Genomic DNA, 17,742 nt, shown 5'->3' with positions numbered 1-17,742 from the left:
CTTAAATTGACAACAGACTTTCCTTCATTTCGTTCATCACAATTTGGATATCATTTTCATTCGTTCTCCAATTTACAAAAGAAGCCCGAATTCCTTTTTTATTTTCATAAATCGTTGGTGTCATAAACACTTTTCCTTTATCATTCAAATGTGTCAAAAATAGATTTACTTTTTCTTGGTTATAGTCTCCCGCCAAAGTAAAACAAACGTTATTCAAACGCGTTGGTGCTAATAATTCAAAATTTTCGTTTTCACTAATAAAAGCATCTAACTGTAATGCCATCGCCACACTATTTTCTATTATATCTTGATAGCCTTGTTTTCCATATGCCAATAATGAGAACCAAACTGGCAACGCTTTTAAACGTCTAGAGTTTTCGGGTAAAAAATTGAGGTAGTTAAAATTGTCCAGCGGATTCCCTAAATAGGGTGCATTAGAATTCTGAAAAGATTCAATTTGAAGATTTTTATGTTCTTCCTTTACCAAATAGAAAGCACTTTCATAAGGTACATTCAACCATTTATGACAATCCACTGTAATGCTATCCGCATTTTCCCAACCCCTAACCAAATGACTGTATCTAGGAGAACAAGCAGCAAAACCTCCAAAAGCTGCGTCGATATGCCACCAGAAATTGTATTTACTTTTCAGTTTAGTAATAGCATTGAAATCATCAAAATCAGCTGTATTTACGGTTCCTGCACTAGAGATTAAAATAAAAGGTTTCCCTTTTAAGCTTTCAATATTTTTTTCTAAATCGGCAATATCAATCGCTTCACGATTTCCTTCAATTGTTTTTATCTTTGTGAAATTTTGACTACCCATTCCTAACATTGCCAAACATTTTACTGAAGAGGAATGTGGAGTTGCAGACAGAACATGAATGGGTTCCGAAATTCCGTTTTTAGCAAAATCTTTTCCTAATTGACTACCAAACCATTGTCTCGCTACTGCTAAACAAGTGAAATTAGACATAGTCGCGCCGGTTACAAATCCTCCAAGATAATTTTTCGGTAAATCTAATAACTGCAACAACAGATTAATTGTTTCTATTTCTATCAATGCAGAAACACCTCCTTGTGCATTAGTAGCTTGTGTATTTTGATCATAAATGGTAGCCAACCAATCCCCAACAATAGAAGCTGGAGTTGCTCCTCCGGTTACAAATCCCCAATACCTCGGGCCCGTTTGTGAAACCATCAATGGCGCTAACCGTTCATTAAATTCTGACAAAGCTGACAAAGAACCTAACCCAACATCATTAAGATTTCGATCTGTTGTTATCTTATTTTTATTTGAAGTAGGTACAGTATCAATTGAGTTTAAAAAATCAATTCCTTGTTGCTTTACTTTTTCAAGAATATTTTTAACTTCATTTAAGTCTTGTTGGAGTATTGGGTTCATTTGCTTAGTTAATTTAAATTAAAAAAAAGTCCCGACAGGTATATAAAACCTGTCAGGACTAGTAGAACGACATCGATTTTATTTTATAATTAAAAAACCTTAGATGCTATTTGTCTAATATTTTCTGATTTTCCCATAGAATAATAATGCAATACAGGAACACCCGCCGCTTTTAATTCCAATGATTGTTGAATTGCCCATTCTATTCCCACTTGTTTAATCTCCGTATTATTTTTACACTGATCAATTGCATGAATTAAATCTTCGGGTAAATCGATACGGAAAATTTGAGGTAAAATTTGTAAATGTCTTTGCACTGCAATAGGTTTAATTCCTGGAATAATAGGTACTGTGATTCCCATTTCTCTTGCTTTAGCAACAAATTCAAAATATTTTGAATTATCAAAGAACATTTGTGTTACCACATAATCAGCACCTGCATCTACTTTTTCTTTCAGCCTTTTTAAATCGGAGATTAATGAAGGAGATTCCAAATGTTTCTCTGGATAACCTGCAACACCTATACAAAAATCAGCTTTGTTATCAACATGCATTACGTCATGTAAGTACTTCCCTTCATTCAATTGATGAATTTGAGACACTAAGTCAACAGCATAATTATTCCCACCTGCTTTTGCTACAAAAGATTGCTCATCTTTCATCGCATCACCACGTAATGCCATTACATTATTAATTCCTAAATAATGACAATCCACCAATAAATACTCGGTTTCCTCTTTGGTGAAACCACCACAAAGTACGTGTGGTACAGTATCTACTGTATATTTATGCTTAATCGAAGCACAAATACCCAAAGTTCCAGGACGCATTCTCGTTAGTTTTTTATCTAATAAACCATTGCCTTTATCCACATAAATATACTCTTCGCGAGAAGTAGTTACATCAATAAACGGTGGTTTAAACTCCATTAACGGATCAATATTATCGTATAATTCTTGAATCCCTTTTCCTTTTTGAGGTGGAATGATTTCGAAAGAGAATAACGTTTCTCCTTTGGCATTTTCTATATGTTCAGTTACTTTCATTATAAAGTCTTAAAGTTTGAAAGTCGAAGATCGAAAGTCATGTCCTTTGGACTTTATGACTTTTGACTTTATGACTATTATTTAATCTGCGATATTAGGATTCAACCATTTCATTGCCACATCGGTAGAAATACTTCTACGTTTAGCATAATCAATAACTTGGTCTTCTTTTATTTTTCCAAGTCCGAAATACTTACTTTCTGGATTTCCAAAATAATATCCTGAAACGGAAGATGCTGGCCACATCGCCATACTCTCTGTCAAAGTCACTCCTATTTCTTGTTCTACATTCAGTAATTTCCAAATGGTAGGTTTTTCTAAATGGTCAGGACAAGCAGGATAACCTGGTGCAGGACGAATCCCTTTGTAATCTTCGGCAATCATCGCTTCGGTACTCATGTTCTCATCTGATGCGTATCCCCAAACTTCTTTACGTATTTTTTCGTGTAGGTATTCAGCGAAAGCTTCTGCAAAACGGTCTGCTAATGCTTTGACCATAATCGAATTGTAATCGTCTAAATCTTTTTCAAATTCCGCTGCCCATTCATCAACACCAAAACCGGTAGTCACACAAAAAGCTCCCATATAATCCACTTTCCCATTGTCTTTTGGAGCAATAAAATCAGCTAAAGCGATATTTGGTGCTCCTTTTGTTTTTTGAGATTGTTGGCGTAACGTCAAGAACGTTTGTAATGGTTTTCCGTTTTCGTCCGTCAATTCAATATCATCATCGTTGATTTGATTTGCAGGAAAAATTCCGTAGATTCCTTTGGCTGACAGTTTCTTTTCTTTCAAGATAACGGCTAACATTTCTTGTGCATCCGCAAAAACCGAAGTGGCTTGCTCACCCACAACATTGTCGGTCAAAATCGCTGGATATTTACCAAACAATTCCCATGTTCTAAAAAACGGCGTCCAGTCGATATATGGAACTAGAATTTCTAAATCAACTTCGATCACTTGCTCGCCTATTATATTTGGTTTCACAGGCGTAAAATTATCCCAATCCAATTGCAATTTATTTTTACGGGCTTGCTCAATAGTCAAGAAATTTTTGTCTCGTGAACGATTCAAAAACGTTTCTCTAAATGCATCGTACTCCGCTCTTATATCACTTGCGTATATTTTCTTTTCACTATTCAATAAATTTCCAGCTACCGTTACAGCTCTAGAAGCGTCATTGACGTGAATTACTGTTTCTCTATATTGAGGCGCAATTTTTACAGCAGTATGCGCTCGTGAAGTTGTTGCTCCACCAATCATTACTGGTATTTTTATATTTCTTTTGTCCAATTCTTTAGCCAAATAAACCATTTCATCAAGTGAAGGCGTAATCAATCCACTCAAACCTATGATATCTACATTGTGTTCAATAGCCGCCGCGATAATTTTTTCGGGAGCCACCATTACACCAAGATCAATAATCTCATAGTTATTACAAGCAAGCACCACTGAAACAATATTTTTTCCAATATCATGTACGTCTCCTTTTACAGTTGCCATTAAAATACGGCCTGCAAAACTGGAAACACCATCTTTCTCTGCTTCAATAAAAGGCAATAGATAAGCCACTGCTTTTTTCATCACACGAGCTGATTTAACTACTTGTGGTAAAAACATTTTACCAGAACCAAATAAATCTCCCACCACATTCATTCCCGCCATCAAATTGATTTCGATAACTTCAATTGGTTTTGTAGCTACTAATCGTGCTTCTTCAACATCTTCCTCTATAAATTGATCCACCCCTTTTACAAGTGAGTGTGTAATTCTTTCTTGAACAGTTCCTGAACGCCATTCTTGAACAGCCTTTTCATTACTTTTTACATCTCCTTTTACATTCTCGGCAAAATCCAATAAACGCTCTGTAGCATCATCACGTCTATTCAAAATTACATCTTCAACATGTTCTAATAAATCTTTTGGAATCTCATCATAAATTGAAAGCATTTCTGGATTTACAATACCCATCGTCATTCCATTTTGAATGGCATGATACAAGAAAACGGAGTGCATCGCTTCACGAACAGTATCATTTCCTCTAAAAGAAAACGACACATTACTTACCCCTCCGCTAATGTGCGCATGCGGTAAATTTTCACGAACCCATTTAGTCCCTCTAAAGAAATCCAACGCATTCAAGCGGTGTTCTTCCATTCCAGTTGCAACTGGAAATATATTTAAATCAAAAATAATATCCTGCGCAGGAAAACCCACTTTGTTTACCAAAATATCATAGGAACGTTGGCAAATTTCAACTCGGCGTTCGTAATTATCCGCTTGCCCTGTTTCATCAAAAGCCATGATAATTGCCGCAGCACCGTAACGCTTAATTAGTTTTGCATGGTGAATAAATTGCTCTTCTCCTTCTTTCAAAGAAATAGAATTTACCACACTTTTTCCTTGTACTACTTTTAGACCTGCTTCGATAATATCCCATTTTGAGCTATCAATCATAATAGGCACACGAGAAATATCGGGTTCGGCAGCAATTAAATTTAGGAATTTTGTCATGGCATATTCGCCATCGAGCATTCCTTCATCCATATTAATATCGATGATTTGCGCGCCACCTTCCACTTGCTCTTTGGCAATACTTAGTGCTTCTTCGTATTTTTCTTCTTTGATTAATCGAAGGAATTTTCTAGAACCTGTTACATTGGTACGTTCTCCAATATTCACAAATACGCTATCAGGCGTAATGATTAAAGGCTCTAATCCCGATAATACAAGGTTTTTTCTAGTTTCTTGTGCCATTTTTTATTTTTATTTGTCCTGCAAGGTTTCTAAAACCATGTAGGTTTAACTTTTTATTTCTTATTATTTTGGGCGTGACCCCAAGGGTCGGGCTATTCGTTACAAGTCCTCGCTCTTCCTTCGTCAGGCTGTGGGCTTTTCACTGCTATCCCTCACGCGGGCATTATACTTCAATTGTCATTTCGAGGAACGAATTCTCTCGTCCTACAATCCTGCAAGGTTTTTTTTAACCTTGTAGGTTTATTTATCGATTCACTTTCTCAATTTATACCTACAAGGTTAAAAAAAACCTTGCAGGAAAAGCTATTTACTTATAATGTAGCAGTTATCCCCGTTTACATTGTTGCCGTCGAAACTCTTGGTTTATAATCTTTAGCTATATCAGCAATCAATCTGATATGTTCTGGTGTTGTTCCGCAACAACCGCCTATGATGTTTACTAAATTATCGTCTAAATAGGTTTTAATTTGCGCTTGCATCTCTTGTGGCGTTTCATCGTATTCTCCAAAAGCATTTGGCAATCCTGCATTAGGATGCGCTGATACATTGAAAGAAGTATTTTGTGATAAAGTCTGCAAGTATGGTTTCAACAAATCGGCACCAAGGGCACAATTGAATCCTACACTCAATAATGGAATATGCGAAACCGAAACTAAGAAAGCTTCTACTGTTTGCCCAGAAAGTGTTCTTCCCGAAGCATCAGTAATTGTTCCTGAAACCATGATTGGAATATCAATATTGCGTTCGTCTTTTACTTCTTCGATGGCAAAAAGCGCCGCTTTGGCATTTAAGGTGTCGAAAATAGTTTCTACCAACAATAAATCACTTCCTCCGTCGATTAAAGCTTCTACTTGTTGCTTGTAGGCAATGCGCAAATCATCAAAAGTTACAGCTCTATATCCTGGATCGTTTACATCTGGTGACATACTTGCCGTTCTGTTTGTTGGTCCTATTGAACCGGCTACAAAACGAGGTTTGTCTGGATTTTTGGCTGTAAATTCATCGGCTACTTCACGGGCTAATTTTGCCGATTCATAGTTTAATTCATATACAATATCTTCTAGATGGTAATCGGCCATTCCGATAGTCGTTCCAGAGAAGGTATTGGTTTCAACAATATCAGCTCCAGCTTCAAAATAAGCAGCATGCACCGCTTTTATGGCTTGTGGTTGTGTGAGTGATAGTAAATCGTTGTTCCCTTTTAGAGAATGTGGAAAATCTTTAAAACGCTCTCCACGAAAATCTTCTTCGGAAAAATTGTAGCGCTGCAACATGGTTCCCATAGCTCCATCGAGGATGAGTATGTTTTTTTTAATGGCTTCTTGAATACTTGACATAACTTTTTATTTCTTGTAAACCACAATGATTTGTTGTGATTTATACTTTTGATTATTAATTACAAAAGTTCACTATTGTTTCTTTTTAGCCCTGATTGCAGTGAAAATCCTTTTTATCCTGAATTTAGTTCAGGATCCTGAACTAAATTCAGGATAAAAAGATTGAAACGGAAAGCAGGAAGGATGATGGTAAAAAAGCACCAATCATTCGCTCTAAAAAAATATCGATATGTTGTCAAGAAAAGGTTTGAGAAATACTGTAAAAGTATTCTTGTGTTATCTATCTTGGATGCTGAAACAAGTTCAGCATGAAGTAGAATGTAGCACCTTCTTTAAAGATAAAGGGTTGCTAAGGTTTCATCGGGTCTTTCCCTCCGCCTTTCGTGATAACTTTCAATAAATATAGGAACAGTGCAAAGTAAAGACATAGCGCTAATACTTGCAAGTATTAGCGCTATATTTTTTAACTTGAATGTGATAAATTGTTATACTATAGCTTTTACCACTGCTTTTGGCGCTTCTTTACGAGTTCCGTCAAAACCATCAACACCAGAAACTGTAGTATATTTCAACACATATCGTTTCCCTGGATTGATAATTTGGTACGCTGCCTGGCACATTAATGTTGCTTCATGGAAACCACAAAGAATTAATTTTAATTTACCTGGATAGGTATTCACATCTCCAATGGCAAAAATACCCGGAATATTAGTTTGATAATCTAAAGCATTGTTTACTTTGATTGCATTTTTTTCAATTTCTAATCCCCAATGTCCTATAGGACCTAATTTTGGTGTAAGACCAAAAAGAGGAATAAAGAAATCTGTTTCAATTTTACGATGTGCTCCATTTTCATCAATGTCAATTGATTCAATATGTTCTGCTCCGTTAATTCCTACGACCTCAGCAGGGGTAATCATACGAATTTTTCCGACATCTTTTAATTCTTGTACTTTTTCAACAGAATCTAATGCACCACGAAATTCGTTACGACGGTGAATCAATGTCACCTCTGAAGCTACATCCGTAAGGAAAATACTCCAGTCAAGCGCTGAATCTCCTCCGCCAGCAATTACTACTCTTTTATTTCTAAACTCTTCCGGATCTTTGATGAAGTATTTAATTCCTTTATTTTCATAGAAATCAATTCCATCAATAAGCGGCTTTCTAGGTTCGAAACTTCCTAAACCACCTGCAATTGCAATTACTTTTGCATGAAACTCAGTTCCTTCATTTGAAGTTACAATAAAACTTCCGTCTTCTTGTTTTTCAATTGTTTCAGCACGTTCTCCTAGTGTAAACCCAGGTTCGAATTGCTTAATTTGTTCCATTAGATTATCTACTAAATCTCCTGCTAATACATCAGGAAATCCTGGAATATCGTAAATAGGTTTTTTAGGATATAATTCGGATAATTGACCACCTGGTTGTGGTAAAGCATCTAATATATGGCATTTTAATTTTAATAATCCTGCTTCAAAAACGGCAAATAAACCAGTTGGACCGGCTCCTATTATAAGGATATCTGTTTCAATCATGTTCAATACTTTTATTCCTCCCCCTAGCCCCCTCCCAAGGAGGGGGAGACTGGGTAGAGTTTTTTTTGTTATACTTGTTCTTACTTATTATTCTTTTCACAAAGGAACGAATGAATATCTCAAAAATAAATGATAAATATCATTCGGATTCTTTGTTCTTTAATCTTGACCCTATTATCTCGGTTCTATTCTTTATTCTTTAACGATTCTGTAATTTCATTCATCTTCTGAACTTTCTCTTCGAAATCTCCTTTTAAGGTTTTGCGATATTCGTTTAGATTTTCGACCATTTTATTGATGTCTTCTGGAATAACCTCTTCAAAAAATTCTCGTAATCTTTTGGCTGTTGTTGGTGATTTTCCATTGGTTGAAATAGCAATTTTCACATTCCCTTTGGTCACTATTCCTCCCAAATAATAATCACATAAATCAGGCGTATCGGCAATATTACAAATGAGATATCTTTCTCTAGACAAATTGTAAATCCTTCTATTCACTTCAAGATCATCCGTACAAGCAATAACCATATGCCGTTTTTTGAGCATTTTTTTCTTGAACTTCCTATCGGTCAATGTAACCGTTTCGTGCTTATCTGCCAATGTTACCAATTCAGGTAAAAATCGTGGTGCTACCACCTCAACATTAGCATTTGGACTTGATTTTAACAAAAAACTCAACTTCTCTAGTCCTACATTTCCTCCACCAACAATCAAGACACTAAGATTGTGTAGTTTTAAAAATACGGGATATAATTCATTCCTTTCCATAAACTAATAGTTTGTTATGATTGGATTTTAACTCTTTGTAAAACCCTTTCCTTTTCTTACTATCACCTACTACCGCACCTATTACAATAATGGCTGGAGAACTTAATTTTTGTTCAACAACAATTTTTTGAATCGTGTTTATTGTTCCAATTCCTATTTTTTCCTCTGGAGTCGTACCGTTTTGAATGATCGCTACAGGTGTTTCACCTTTGGATTCTTTTTGGAAAATAGCAACAATTTCTTCTAATTTGCTCATTCCCATCAGTACTACTACAGTAGCTGAAGATTGAGCTGCCAAGGCCACATCAGTTGATAATTGTTGAGCCGAGGTCGTTCCTGTTATTACCCAAAAACTCTCCGAAACTCCTCTTTTTGTCAACGAAATACCTTGATATGCTGGAACTGCGATAGCCGATGAAATTCCAGGAACAACAAATGTAGGAATTCCAAAGCTTTCTACATACTCTATTTCTTCACTTCCTCTGCCGAAAATGAAAGGATCTCCTCCTTTAAGACGAACGACATGACCATAAGTCAAGGCATTATCTACAATTAGTTGGTTGATTTGGTCTTGTGTGTAAGCGTGACATCCTTTCCTTTTTCCGACAAATATTTTTAAAGCCCTCTTTGGAGCATAACTTAATAATTCTTCATTAGCCAAAGCATCGTATAAAACCACATTAGCTTCAGCCAATGCTTTCGCACCTTTTATAGTCAACAAATCTGGATCTCCCGGACCTGCACCTACTAAAGTTACTATGGGTTTTATAGTATTATGCATTTGCTAAATCTTTGGCTCTGTATGTTTCAATATTTTCAAAAAAAGCAATTGCTTCTTGAATGTATTTTTGTGCAAACACTTCAGATGGTTCATTTTGATTGATTTGATACACCAAGTCTTTAAAACTAGAATCTAAAATAATTTTGTTTGTTTCAACAAAAACAGTATCAAACAAATTGATGATTCCTGCATGGTGATTTGTTTTTTGGTTTTCAGCTAATAACAATGCTTTTGCTCCATTTACAAATCCTGCATATGCCAAGTAAATCGCATCAGCCCATTTTTTGTCTTCAAAAGCTTCTTGGGCGAAAGTCAATTTGTCTTTGGCTTCCAAGATTAAAGTAGCTACTAAGTCAATTACAACTCCAGCACATTCTCCTACTCCAACCGCTTTTACATAATTATCGGCATTTCCCCAGTCGATAAAATCTTCGTCTGTAAGATTGGTAACATCTGCTAATGGTTTAAGGAACTCATAAAAATATTTTTCCCCTTTTGCATCATAATAATCTAAAAACGACAATCCGTTCGCATTTGCTTCGAAATCATTTAAGATATAACGCAATGCATCAGGTCCTCTACGACTTGGAATCTTAATTACTTTATCCGAAAAACGACCTTTTCCATCACCTAAAATCCCACCTCCAAGTAACACTTGCAACGCTGGCGCTACTAGTTTACCAGAGTTGATAGACATTCCTTGAAAACCAATTTGCGACATGTTGTGTTGCCCACAAGCGTTCATACAACCACTAATTTTTATAGTAATTTCTCTGTTGTCTTTGTATTGAGGGAATTCTAATTTCAACACTCTTTCTAATTCTTCGGCAATTCCTGTACTGCTTGCAATACCTAAATTACAAGTATCAGTCCCTGGACAAGCTGTAATATCACCAATAGTGTCATAGCCTAAAGCTACAAAATCTAATTTGGCTAATTCTTGGTAGAAGAACCCTAAGTTTTCTTCTTTTATATTTCGAAGAACAATGTTTTGTCTTAGTGAAAAACGCAGTTCATTAGCTCCGTAATTTTTAATTAAGTTGGCTAAAATTCTCGCTTTATCCGTATAAAAATCTCCTAAAAGTACTTTGATACCAATTGCAACGTAACCTGCTTGTTTTTGAGCAATTACATTTGATTTTTTCCACGCTTCAAATGCAGCTGTATCTTCGATAGTAACTTTTGGCACTTCTAATAAAGTGGCTGGAATAGCACCATCAAAATCAGTGGTGTCAATTTCAACTGTTTGGTAAGACAATGCTTTTTTCTCTTCGTCTACCAATCTCAAAAATTCGTCACGCCCCAAATCTTTGATTAAGAATTTCATACGTGCTTTTAAACGTTTGGCTCTTTCTCCATAACGATCAAAAACTCTTAAAACCCCTTCTGTTGTTGGGATAATTTGGTTTACAGGAATAAATTCTGATAATAGTTCAGCGTGGCTTGGCTGAGAACCTAATCCTCCACCTAACATTACTTTGAATCCGCGCTCACCATTAACAATTTTTGGAATAAAACCCAAATCATGTAGGTAACTTAGTGCCGTATCTTTATCAGAAGACGAAAATGACATTTTGAATTTACGCCCCATCTCTTGACAAACAGGATTTCTCAAGAAAAACTGAAACATGGCGTGTGCATAAGGCGAAACATCAAACGGTTCGTCAACATCTACTCCCGCTAATTCACTAGCCGTAATATTTCTCACTGTATTACCACAAGCCTCACGAAGTGTAATATCGTCTATTGCCAATTGTGCCCAAAGTTCCGGAGTTCTATCTAAACTCACATAGTGAATTTGAATATCTTGACGGGTTGTAATATGCAAGCGTCCAGTAGAATATTCATCTGAAACCTTTGTAATACGCTCCAACTGTTCGCTGCTCACTTTACCATAAGGTAATTTGATACGAATCATTTGCACCCCTTCTTGACGTTGACCGTAAACACCACGTGCTAAACGAAGACTACGAAAACGTTCGTCATCAATTTTACCGTCTTTGAATAAGGCTATTTTTCTTTCTAAATCGATTATCTCTTTTTGAACAATCGGATTCTCTATTTCGGTTCTAAAACTTTCCATCTGTGTTGGCTTATTAGCTAAGTACTGTAATTCTTAAATCTGGATTTTTTTATTGGCTAAAGCCAAAAACTAACGGATAAATCCAACTCCCGCAGTTGTATTTGTTGCTGCATCAATTAAGATAAAAGCACCATTTGATTTGTTATCGTTGTACGCATCAAAATATATTGCTTTGCTTAACTTGATGTTTACTTCTCCTATTTCGTTAATCGCTAATTGAGACGCTGCTGTGGTTCCTGAAAAATCAGTTGCAATTACATTTTTCACGCTGTCAATTTTAGCTAAAACTCGGTTCGTGTTGTGCTGTACAAAATATTTTGCTCCCGGAACTAGTTTTTTACTGTCCATCCAACAAACTGTTGTATTAATATCTTTTTCTACTTTAGGCAATTCAGATGATTTTACAATCATATCTCCTCTAGTTACATTGATATCATTTTCTAATTCGATTGTAATTGAAGAGCCAACTGAAGCTTCGTCAAATTGTTGATCAAAAAAGTGAATGTTTGACACTTTAGATTCTGTTAAAGAAGGTAAAACCGTTACAGCATCTCCTACTTTAATATTGTTCCCGTATAATTTTCCAGCATACCCTCTAAAATCGTGGTACTCTTCGGTTTTTGGTCTAATAACGGTTTGCACAGGGAAACGTGCTTTTCCTTTTTCATAAACATCTGCAGGCTCTAAAGCCTCTAGGTGTTCTAGGATTGTTTGTCCTTCGTACCATGGCATTCCGCCTAATGATTCCACCACATTATCTCCTGTTAAAGCGCTCAACGGAATATAACTTACGTTTTGCTCTTTAAAAGTACTTTTAGCATTTAATGCTTGAAAGTCGGCTTTAATTTTATTGTATACTTCTTCCGAATAATCAACTAAGTCCATTTTATTAACAGCAACAATTACCTCTTTTACTCTCAATAAATTATTGATAAAAAAGTGACGGTAGGTTTGCTCAATCACTCCTTTACGAGCATCAATCAAAATGATTGAAACTTGTGAAGTTGAAGCTCCAGTAACCATGTTACGTGTATATTCTACGTGACCTGGAGTATCTGCAATGATGTAACTTTTTTTAGCCGTAGAAAAATAAATATGCGCCACATCAATTGTAATTCCTTGTTCTCTCTCGGCAACTAAACCATCCGTAGCCAAAGAAAAATCTAAATAATCATATCCTTTTTGCTTGCTGCTTTTTTCTATTGCTTCTAATTTATCTGTAGTTAAGGATTGCGTATCATATAGTAATCTCCCGATTAATGTACTCTTTCCGTCATCTACACTTCCTGCTGTTGCTATTTTTAAAACTTCCATCAGTTTCTATTATTTTAAATTATAAATTTTGAATTTTAAATGGTAATCGTTGCTTGAATTTTAAAATGAGTGTCTTTTCATTCAACATTTAAAATTCAACATTTAAAATAATCCTAAAAGTATCCTTGTTGTTTTCTTTTCTCCATCGCTGCTTCTGAACGTTTATCATCAATTCTAGCTCCTCGTTCAGAAATAGTAGACAATCTGATTTCACCTACCACTTCAGAAATTGTCGCTGCATACGAATCGACTGCTGCTGTACAGCTCATATCTCCTACTGTTCTAAAACGAACAATTCGCTCTTCAATTTCTTCGTTTTCTTCTTGATAAACAAAAGGAGAGTGTGACCAAATCATTCCGTCTCTCAAGAAAACTTTACGTTTGTGTGAAAAGTAAATCGATGGAATCTCGATTTGTTCTTGTTCGATATAACTCCATACATCCAATTCAGTCCAGTTTGAAATAGGGAAAACACGTACATTTTGTCCATTTTCAATTTTACCATTCAATAAATCAAACAATTCAGGACGTTGGTTTTTTTCATCCCATTGACCAAAATCATCACGAACAGAAAAAATACGTTCTTTAGCTCTTGCTTTTTCTTCATCTCTACGCGCACCACCAATACAAGCATCAAACTTGAATTCGTCAATTGCATCAAGTAAAGTTGTTGTTTGCAGACTGTTTCTACTCGAATATTTACCAGTTTCTTCTACTACTTTTCCTTCATCGATAGCATCTTGCACATTACGAACAATTAACTCCAACCCTAGCTCTTTAACCAATCGATCTCTAAATTCAATAGTTTCAGGGAAATTATGTCCTGTATCTACGTGCAATAAAGGAAAAGGAATTTTTGCAGGGAAAAACGCTTTTTGAGCTAATCTCACCAATGTAATTGAATCTTTTCCTCCAGAAAAAAGCAATACAGGCTTATCAAATTGAGAAATAACTTCTCTGAAAATGTATATTGCTTCACTTTCTAATGCGTTTGTTTTTAATATTGAACTCATTTTTATTATTTTAAGATTAAATGATTGAAAAATTTAAAGATCTCAACAATCATTTATAATTTATAATTCACAATTTATAATTACTTCTGATGTAAACCACATTCTTTGTGACTTGATTCCCACCACCATCTTCCAGCTCTTATGTCTTCTCCTTCTGCAATTGCTCTTGTACAAGGCGCACAACCGATGCTTACAAAACCTTTTTTGTGTAATGCATTTTGTGGTACATTATTATCGTCTATATATTTTTGAACTTCTTCTAAAGTCCATTTTAACAAAGGATTAAATTTTATAATATTGAAATTGGCGTCATATTCAAAAAATTGCAAATCATTTCTGTTTTCAGATTGTTCCGCTCTTAAACCAGTTATCCAAACTGAATTTCCTTTTAAAGCTTTAGTTAATGGCGCTACTTTTCGAATAAAACAACACTCTTTTCTATTTTCAACCGACTCGTAGAAGCTATTTGGTCCTTTTGCATTTAAAAGATTTTGAACATCTGACGCTTCAGGAAAATAAACTTCAATGTGTTTTTTATATTTCTTTAATGTTTTATGAAAAACATCGTAAGTTTCTTGAAACAAACGCCCAGTATCTAAAGTAAAGATATTAATAGCTACATCGCTATTTGCAATTAAAGCGGTTATAACTTGGTCTTCTTGCCCAAAAGAAGTTGAAAAAACCACCTTATCTTTATATTCATTAGCCAAAAAGCTAAAAGTTTCCTCAATCGAGAAGTCTTTTGTTTTTTCTATTAGCGTATGTACTATTGATGCACTCATTTCACTTTTTTTAATTAAAAAATCTATTACCCTATCGGTTTAGTAGATTACTATGCAAAAGTAGTACTTATTTCTAAATAACAAAATATTTTTTTCGTTTTTTGTGCTTAATTTTAATTTGGTACAAATATTTTTCTCATTAGTCTATCTTGCCTATAGGATAATTATAAAATAGTTGTTATTTTTGTCCAAAATATTTTTTTTTATGGATTTTCAAATAGGATTAGTAGTTGCAGGTTTAACCGTCGGTTTCATTGTTGGACTGACAGGTGTAGGAGGCGGTTCTTTGATGACGCCCATTTTATTATGGTTTGGTATCCCTCCAACAACAGCTGTAGGGACTGATTTATTATATGCTGCTTTTACTAAAATGGGTGGGGTTTATGTTCACCATAAGAAAAAAAATATCAATTGGACAATTACAGGTTGGCTTTCTCTAGGTAGTGTTCCCGCGGCATTACTAACTCTATGGATACTACATAGCATAAAAACAGACATTACAGCACTAAATGCAGTAATCAAATACAGCTTAGGTTGGGCATTACTATTAACCTCTATAGCCGTTTTGTTTAAAAAGAAACTTTTAGTTTTTTCTCAAAAACATTCTGGTGACAAGTTTCACAGTGAAAGTAAAACTCAAAATGCACTAACCGTTGCCATTGGTGTATTGCTAGGGGCAACAGTAACCCTGACTTCAATAGGTGCTGGAGCACTAGGGACAGTCACTTTATTTTTTCTATACCCAATTTTAGCAACACCTAAATTGGTTGGTACCGAGATTGCGCACGCAGTCCCTTTAACGCTTGTAGCAGGTTTAGGACATGCAACAATGGGTAATTTAGATCTTGGATTATTAGGTCAATTGTTAATAGGTTCTCTTCCTGGAATTTATATAGGAAGTATGCTGAGTGGGAAAGTACCCGATTTATTCCTTAGAAATGCTATAGCAATAATGTTATTCTTCGTTGGATACAAACTAGTTTTTTAGATTAAGCGAGAGTTTAATAAAATAAAAGAGTAAAAAAAGACCATTTCATTGCTTGAACACAATGAAATGGTCTTTTTTTGATTGTATATTACTTAAAAAGCAATGTCAGCCAAGGAATTGTTTTCGAGTATCTTCAGTGTATTATCCCTCACTTCTGTCATTAATTTACGCACTGCACAAGCAGCTTCATCAGTACAGTCATCACATTTTTCATAAAAATTATGACTAGCACAAGGCAATAAAGCGATTGGCCCTTCGAGAATACGGTACACTTTAGCCATATTGATCTCTTTCGGATCTTTGATTAAATAATAACCGCCCCCTTTTCCTTTTTTGGCACCCAAAAAACCTGAATGACGCAAAAGCAACAAAATACTTTCTAAAAATTTTATCGAAATGTTTTCACTTTTTGCAATATCAGCAATAGCAACAGGAGTTTGATCTTCTTGGCGGGCCAAAAAAGTCAAAGCTTTGATTCCGTATTTTGTTTTCTTTGAAAGCATGTTAAAGAGTTTTGATTCTTTAGTGAAGAATAGCGATTTTTGATTTAAATAATCAGTTAACACTTGAATAAAAACAAAAATATGTTATTTTTAATACAAATCACATAAAAAAAACGATTTTTGATTTACAGAAAATCTGAAATCAAAAATCGTTACTCTACATTCAATAATCGTTACGAAAGTGCTTGCTCTAAATCGGCAATAACATCGGCTACGGTTTCTAATCCTACTGAAACACGCACTAATCCATCAGTAATACTTACTGCTAATCTTTCCTCGACAGATAATTTGGTATGCGTTGTTGATGCTGGATGCGTCACGATTGTTCTTGTATCTCCTAAATTTGGCGAAAGCGAACATAGTTTTATTTTATCCAAAAACGCTCGTCCTGCTTCTAGTCCGCCTTTTATTTCAAAAGCCACAATGTTTCCACCCAACTTCATCTGTTTTTGAGCAATTTCATATTGTGGATGCGATTTTAAAAATGGATATTTTACTCTATTTATATTAGGATGCTGTTCTAAAAACTCTGCTACTTTCAATGCGTTTTCGCAATGTCTATCTAAACGAATCGCCAATGTTTCTAAACTTTTTGATAATACCCAAGCATTAAATGGTGATAACGAAGGACCTGTAAGTCGTGAAAATAAATAGATTTTTTGAATCAATTCCGCATCACCAACTGTTACTCCTCCCAAAACACGTCCTTGACCGTCCATTAATTTAGTTGCAGAATGCACCACCAAATGCGCTCCCCATTTTATAGGTTGCTGAATATATGGAGTTGCAAAACAGTTGTCAATAATCAAAATCAAATTGTGCTTTTTAGCAATAGCCCCTAACAGTTCCAAATCTATAATATCAACTGCGGGATTAGTTGGTGATTCAGCAAAAAGAATCTTCGTATTAGGGTTTATACAACTTTCAATGGTTTCAGGTTTATTGATATCAAAATACGTTGTTTCAATATTCCACTTTGGAAAATAATTTACAAACAATGAATGCGTTGCTCCAAAAACACTACTAGAAGACACAATGTGATCTCCTGATTGCAACAAAGCTGCAAAAGAAGAATAGACGGCTGCCATACCAGATGCAAAAGCAAATCCCGCTTCAGCACCTTCCATTTTACAAACTTTGTTTATGAATTCGTTAGTATTGGGATTGCTGTAACGGCTATAAATATTCCTATCTTTCTCCTCAGCAAAAGAAGCACGCATGTCTTCAGCATCTTCAAATACAAAACTTGATGTTAAGTACAGAGGAACTGAATGTTCTAAATATTGTGTTCTTTCTAATTGGTTACGTATGGCTTGTGTTTCAAAACCGTATTCTTGTTCGCTCATTTTTATTTTTGTTTCAAGTTTAAGGTTTAAAGTTGTTGGAAATGAAAAATTCAACGCGCTCCTTCTTAAACGAATAATTATA

Annotated in this window: 14 protein-coding genes and 1 riboswitch; of the genes, 1 reads left to right on the top strand and 13 read right to left on the bottom strand. The window is 35.1% G+C overall.

Annotation, left to right across the window (positions count from 1 at the left end):
- Position 1 precedes the first annotated feature (1 nt).
- The 11 genes from AB3G36_RS05880 to AB3G36_RS05830 form a co-directional block, all read right to left on the bottom strand.
- On the bottom strand, positions 2 to 1,405 hold the full coding sequence (locus tag AB3G36_RS05880) for an aspartate aminotransferase family protein (RefSeq protein ID WP_367756947.1): 1,404 nt from the start codon (positions 1,403 to 1,405) through the stop codon (positions 2 to 4).
- Between the two features lie 89 nt (positions 1,406 to 1,494).
- Complete coding sequence (gene metF, locus AB3G36_RS05875) at positions 1,495 to 2,451, bottom strand: methylenetetrahydrofolate reductase [NAD(P)H] (RefSeq protein WP_367756946.1); 957 nt, start codon at positions 2,449 to 2,451, stop codon at positions 1,495 to 1,497.
- 81 nt (positions 2,452 to 2,532) lie between these two features.
- A complete protein-coding gene (gene metH, locus AB3G36_RS05870; RefSeq protein WP_367756945.1) occupies positions 2,533 to 5,208 on the bottom strand; it encodes a methionine synthase in 2,676 nt (891 codons plus the stop codon).
- A 335-nt stretch (positions 5,209 to 5,543) separates the two neighbouring features.
- Positions 5,544 to 6,545, bottom strand: coding sequence for a homocysteine S-methyltransferase family protein (locus tag AB3G36_RS05865; protein ID WP_367756943.1), 1,002 nt, complete (start codon positions 6,543 to 6,545; stop codon positions 5,544 to 5,546).
- A 273-nt stretch (positions 6,546 to 6,818) separates the two neighbouring features.
- Positions 6,819 to 6,938, bottom strand: a riboswitch (SAM riboswitch).
- Positions 6,939 to 7,030: 92 nt separating this feature from the next.
- Positions 7,031 to 8,083 carry an NAD(P)/FAD-dependent oxidoreductase gene (locus AB3G36_RS05860; protein WP_367756941.1) on the bottom strand — a complete coding sequence of 351 codons (1,053 nt, stop codon included), beginning with the start codon at positions 8,081 to 8,083 and terminating at the stop codon, positions 7,031 to 7,033.
- Positions 8,084 to 8,268: 185 nt separating this feature from the next.
- Positions 8,269 to 8,850: a bifunctional precorrin-2 dehydrogenase/sirohydrochlorin ferrochelatase gene (locus AB3G36_RS05855; RefSeq protein ID WP_367756939.1), complete on the bottom strand. Its 582-nt coding sequence runs from the start codon at positions 8,848 to 8,850 to the stop codon at positions 8,269 to 8,271.
- The gene (gene cobA / locus AB3G36_RS05850; RefSeq protein WP_367756937.1) at positions 8,837 to 9,631 is read right to left on the bottom strand and encodes a uroporphyrinogen-III C-methyltransferase; all 795 of its coding nucleotides are present in this window, start codon (positions 9,629 to 9,631) and stop codon (positions 8,837 to 8,839) included. Before cobA ends, AB3G36_RS05855 begins: the two co-directional genes overlap by 14 nt.
- A complete protein-coding gene (locus tag AB3G36_RS05845) occupies positions 9,624 to 11,714 on the bottom strand; it encodes a nitrite reductase (RefSeq protein ID WP_367756935.1) in 2,091 nt (696 codons plus the stop codon). The genes cobA and AB3G36_RS05845 overlap by 8 nt, the downstream gene beginning before the upstream one ends.
- A gap of 69 nt (positions 11,715 to 11,783) precedes the next feature.
- Positions 11,784 to 13,028, bottom strand: a complete 1,245-nt coding sequence (locus AB3G36_RS05840) for a sulfate adenylyltransferase subunit 1 (protein ID WP_367756933.1) — start codon at positions 13,026 to 13,028, stop codon at positions 11,784 to 11,786.
- 113 nt (positions 13,029 to 13,141) lie between these two features.
- Entirely contained in the window at positions 13,142 to 14,041 is a 900-nt protein-coding gene (gene cysD, locus AB3G36_RS05835) for a sulfate adenylyltransferase subunit CysD (RefSeq protein WP_367756931.1), read from the bottom strand.
- A gap of 80 nt (positions 14,042 to 14,121) precedes the next feature.
- A complete protein-coding gene (locus AB3G36_RS05830) occupies positions 14,122 to 14,823 on the bottom strand; it encodes a phosphoadenylyl-sulfate reductase (RefSeq protein ID WP_367756929.1) in 702 nt (233 codons plus the stop codon).
- A gap of 205 nt (positions 14,824 to 15,028) precedes the next feature.
- On the opposite strand from AB3G36_RS05830, the gene AB3G36_RS05825 reads away from it, so the two are divergent.
- Positions 15,029 to 15,811, top strand: a complete 783-nt coding sequence (locus AB3G36_RS05825; protein ID WP_367756927.1) for a sulfite exporter TauE/SafE family protein — start codon at positions 15,029 to 15,031, stop codon at positions 15,809 to 15,811.
- 92 nt (positions 15,812 to 15,903) lie between these two features.
- Here the strand turns inward: AB3G36_RS05825 and AB3G36_RS05820 are convergent, their stop codons facing one another.
- Complete coding sequence (locus AB3G36_RS05820) at positions 15,904 to 16,314, bottom strand: Rrf2 family transcriptional regulator (protein WP_367756925.1); 411 nt, start codon at positions 16,312 to 16,314, stop codon at positions 15,904 to 15,906.
- 173 nt (positions 16,315 to 16,487) lie between these two features.
- Positions 16,488 to 17,660: a PLP-dependent aspartate aminotransferase family protein gene (locus tag AB3G36_RS05815; protein WP_367756923.1), complete on the bottom strand. Its 1,173-nt coding sequence runs from the start codon at positions 17,658 to 17,660 to the stop codon at positions 16,488 to 16,490.
- Between the last annotated feature and the right edge of the window lie 82 nt (positions 17,661 to 17,742).

It is taken from the genome of Flavobacterium sp. WC2430 (genome assembly GCF_040822075.1).
Taxonomy (GTDB): domain Bacteria; phylum Bacteroidota; class Bacteroidia; order Flavobacteriales; family Flavobacteriaceae; genus Flavobacterium.
Note: the sequence above shows the minus strand (reverse complement) of the source record. Positions and strands in the feature narration are given on the sequence as shown.

Bases quoted from the DNA above. Each gene is read 5' to 3' on its own strand.
- AB3G36_RS05880 (WP_367756947.1), bottom strand. From the start codon at position 1,405: ATGAACCCAATACTCCAACAAGACTTAAATGAAGTTAAAAATATTCTT.
- metF (WP_367756946.1), bottom strand. From the start codon at position 2,451: ATGAAAGTAACTGAACATATAGAAAATGCCAAAGGAGAAACGTTATTC.
- metH (WP_367756945.1), bottom strand. From the start codon at position 5,208: ATGGCACAAGAAACTAGAAAAAACCTTGTATTATCGGGATTAGAGCCT.
- AB3G36_RS05865 (WP_367756943.1), bottom strand. From the start codon at position 6,545: ATGTCAAGTATTCAAGAAGCCATTAAAAAAAACATACTCATCCTCGAT.
- AB3G36_RS05860 (WP_367756941.1), bottom strand. From the start codon at position 8,083: ATGATTGAAACAGATATCCTTATAATAGGAGCCGGTCCAACTGGTTTA.
- AB3G36_RS05855 (WP_367756939.1), bottom strand. From the start codon at position 8,850: ATGGAAAGGAATGAATTATATCCCGTATTTTTAAAACTACACAATCTT.
- cobA (WP_367756937.1), bottom strand. From the start codon at position 9,631: ATGCATAATACTATAAAACCCATAGTAACTTTAGTAGGTGCAGGTCCG.
- AB3G36_RS05845 (WP_367756935.1), bottom strand. From the start codon at position 11,714: ATGGAAAGTTTTAGAACCGAAATAGAGAATCCGATTGTTCAAAAAGAG.
- AB3G36_RS05840 (WP_367756933.1), bottom strand. From the start codon at position 13,028: ATGGAAGTTTTAAAAATAGCAACAGCAGGAAGTGTAGATGACGGAAAG.
- cysD (WP_367756931.1), bottom strand. From the start codon at position 14,041: ATGAGTTCAATATTAAAAACAAACGCATTAGAAAGTGAAGCAATATAC.
- AB3G36_RS05830 (WP_367756929.1), bottom strand. From the start codon at position 14,823: ATGAGTGCATCAATAGTACATACGCTAATAGAAAAAACAAAAGACTTC.
- AB3G36_RS05825 (WP_367756927.1), top strand. From the start codon at position 15,029: ATGGATTTTCAAATAGGATTAGTAGTTGCAGGTTTAACCGTCGGTTTC.
- AB3G36_RS05820 (WP_367756925.1), bottom strand. From the start codon at position 16,314: ATGCTTTCAAAGAAAACAAAATACGGAATCAAAGCTTTGACTTTTTTG.
- AB3G36_RS05815 (WP_367756923.1), bottom strand. From the start codon at position 17,660: ATGAGCGAACAAGAATACGGTTTTGAAACACAAGCCATACGTAACCAA.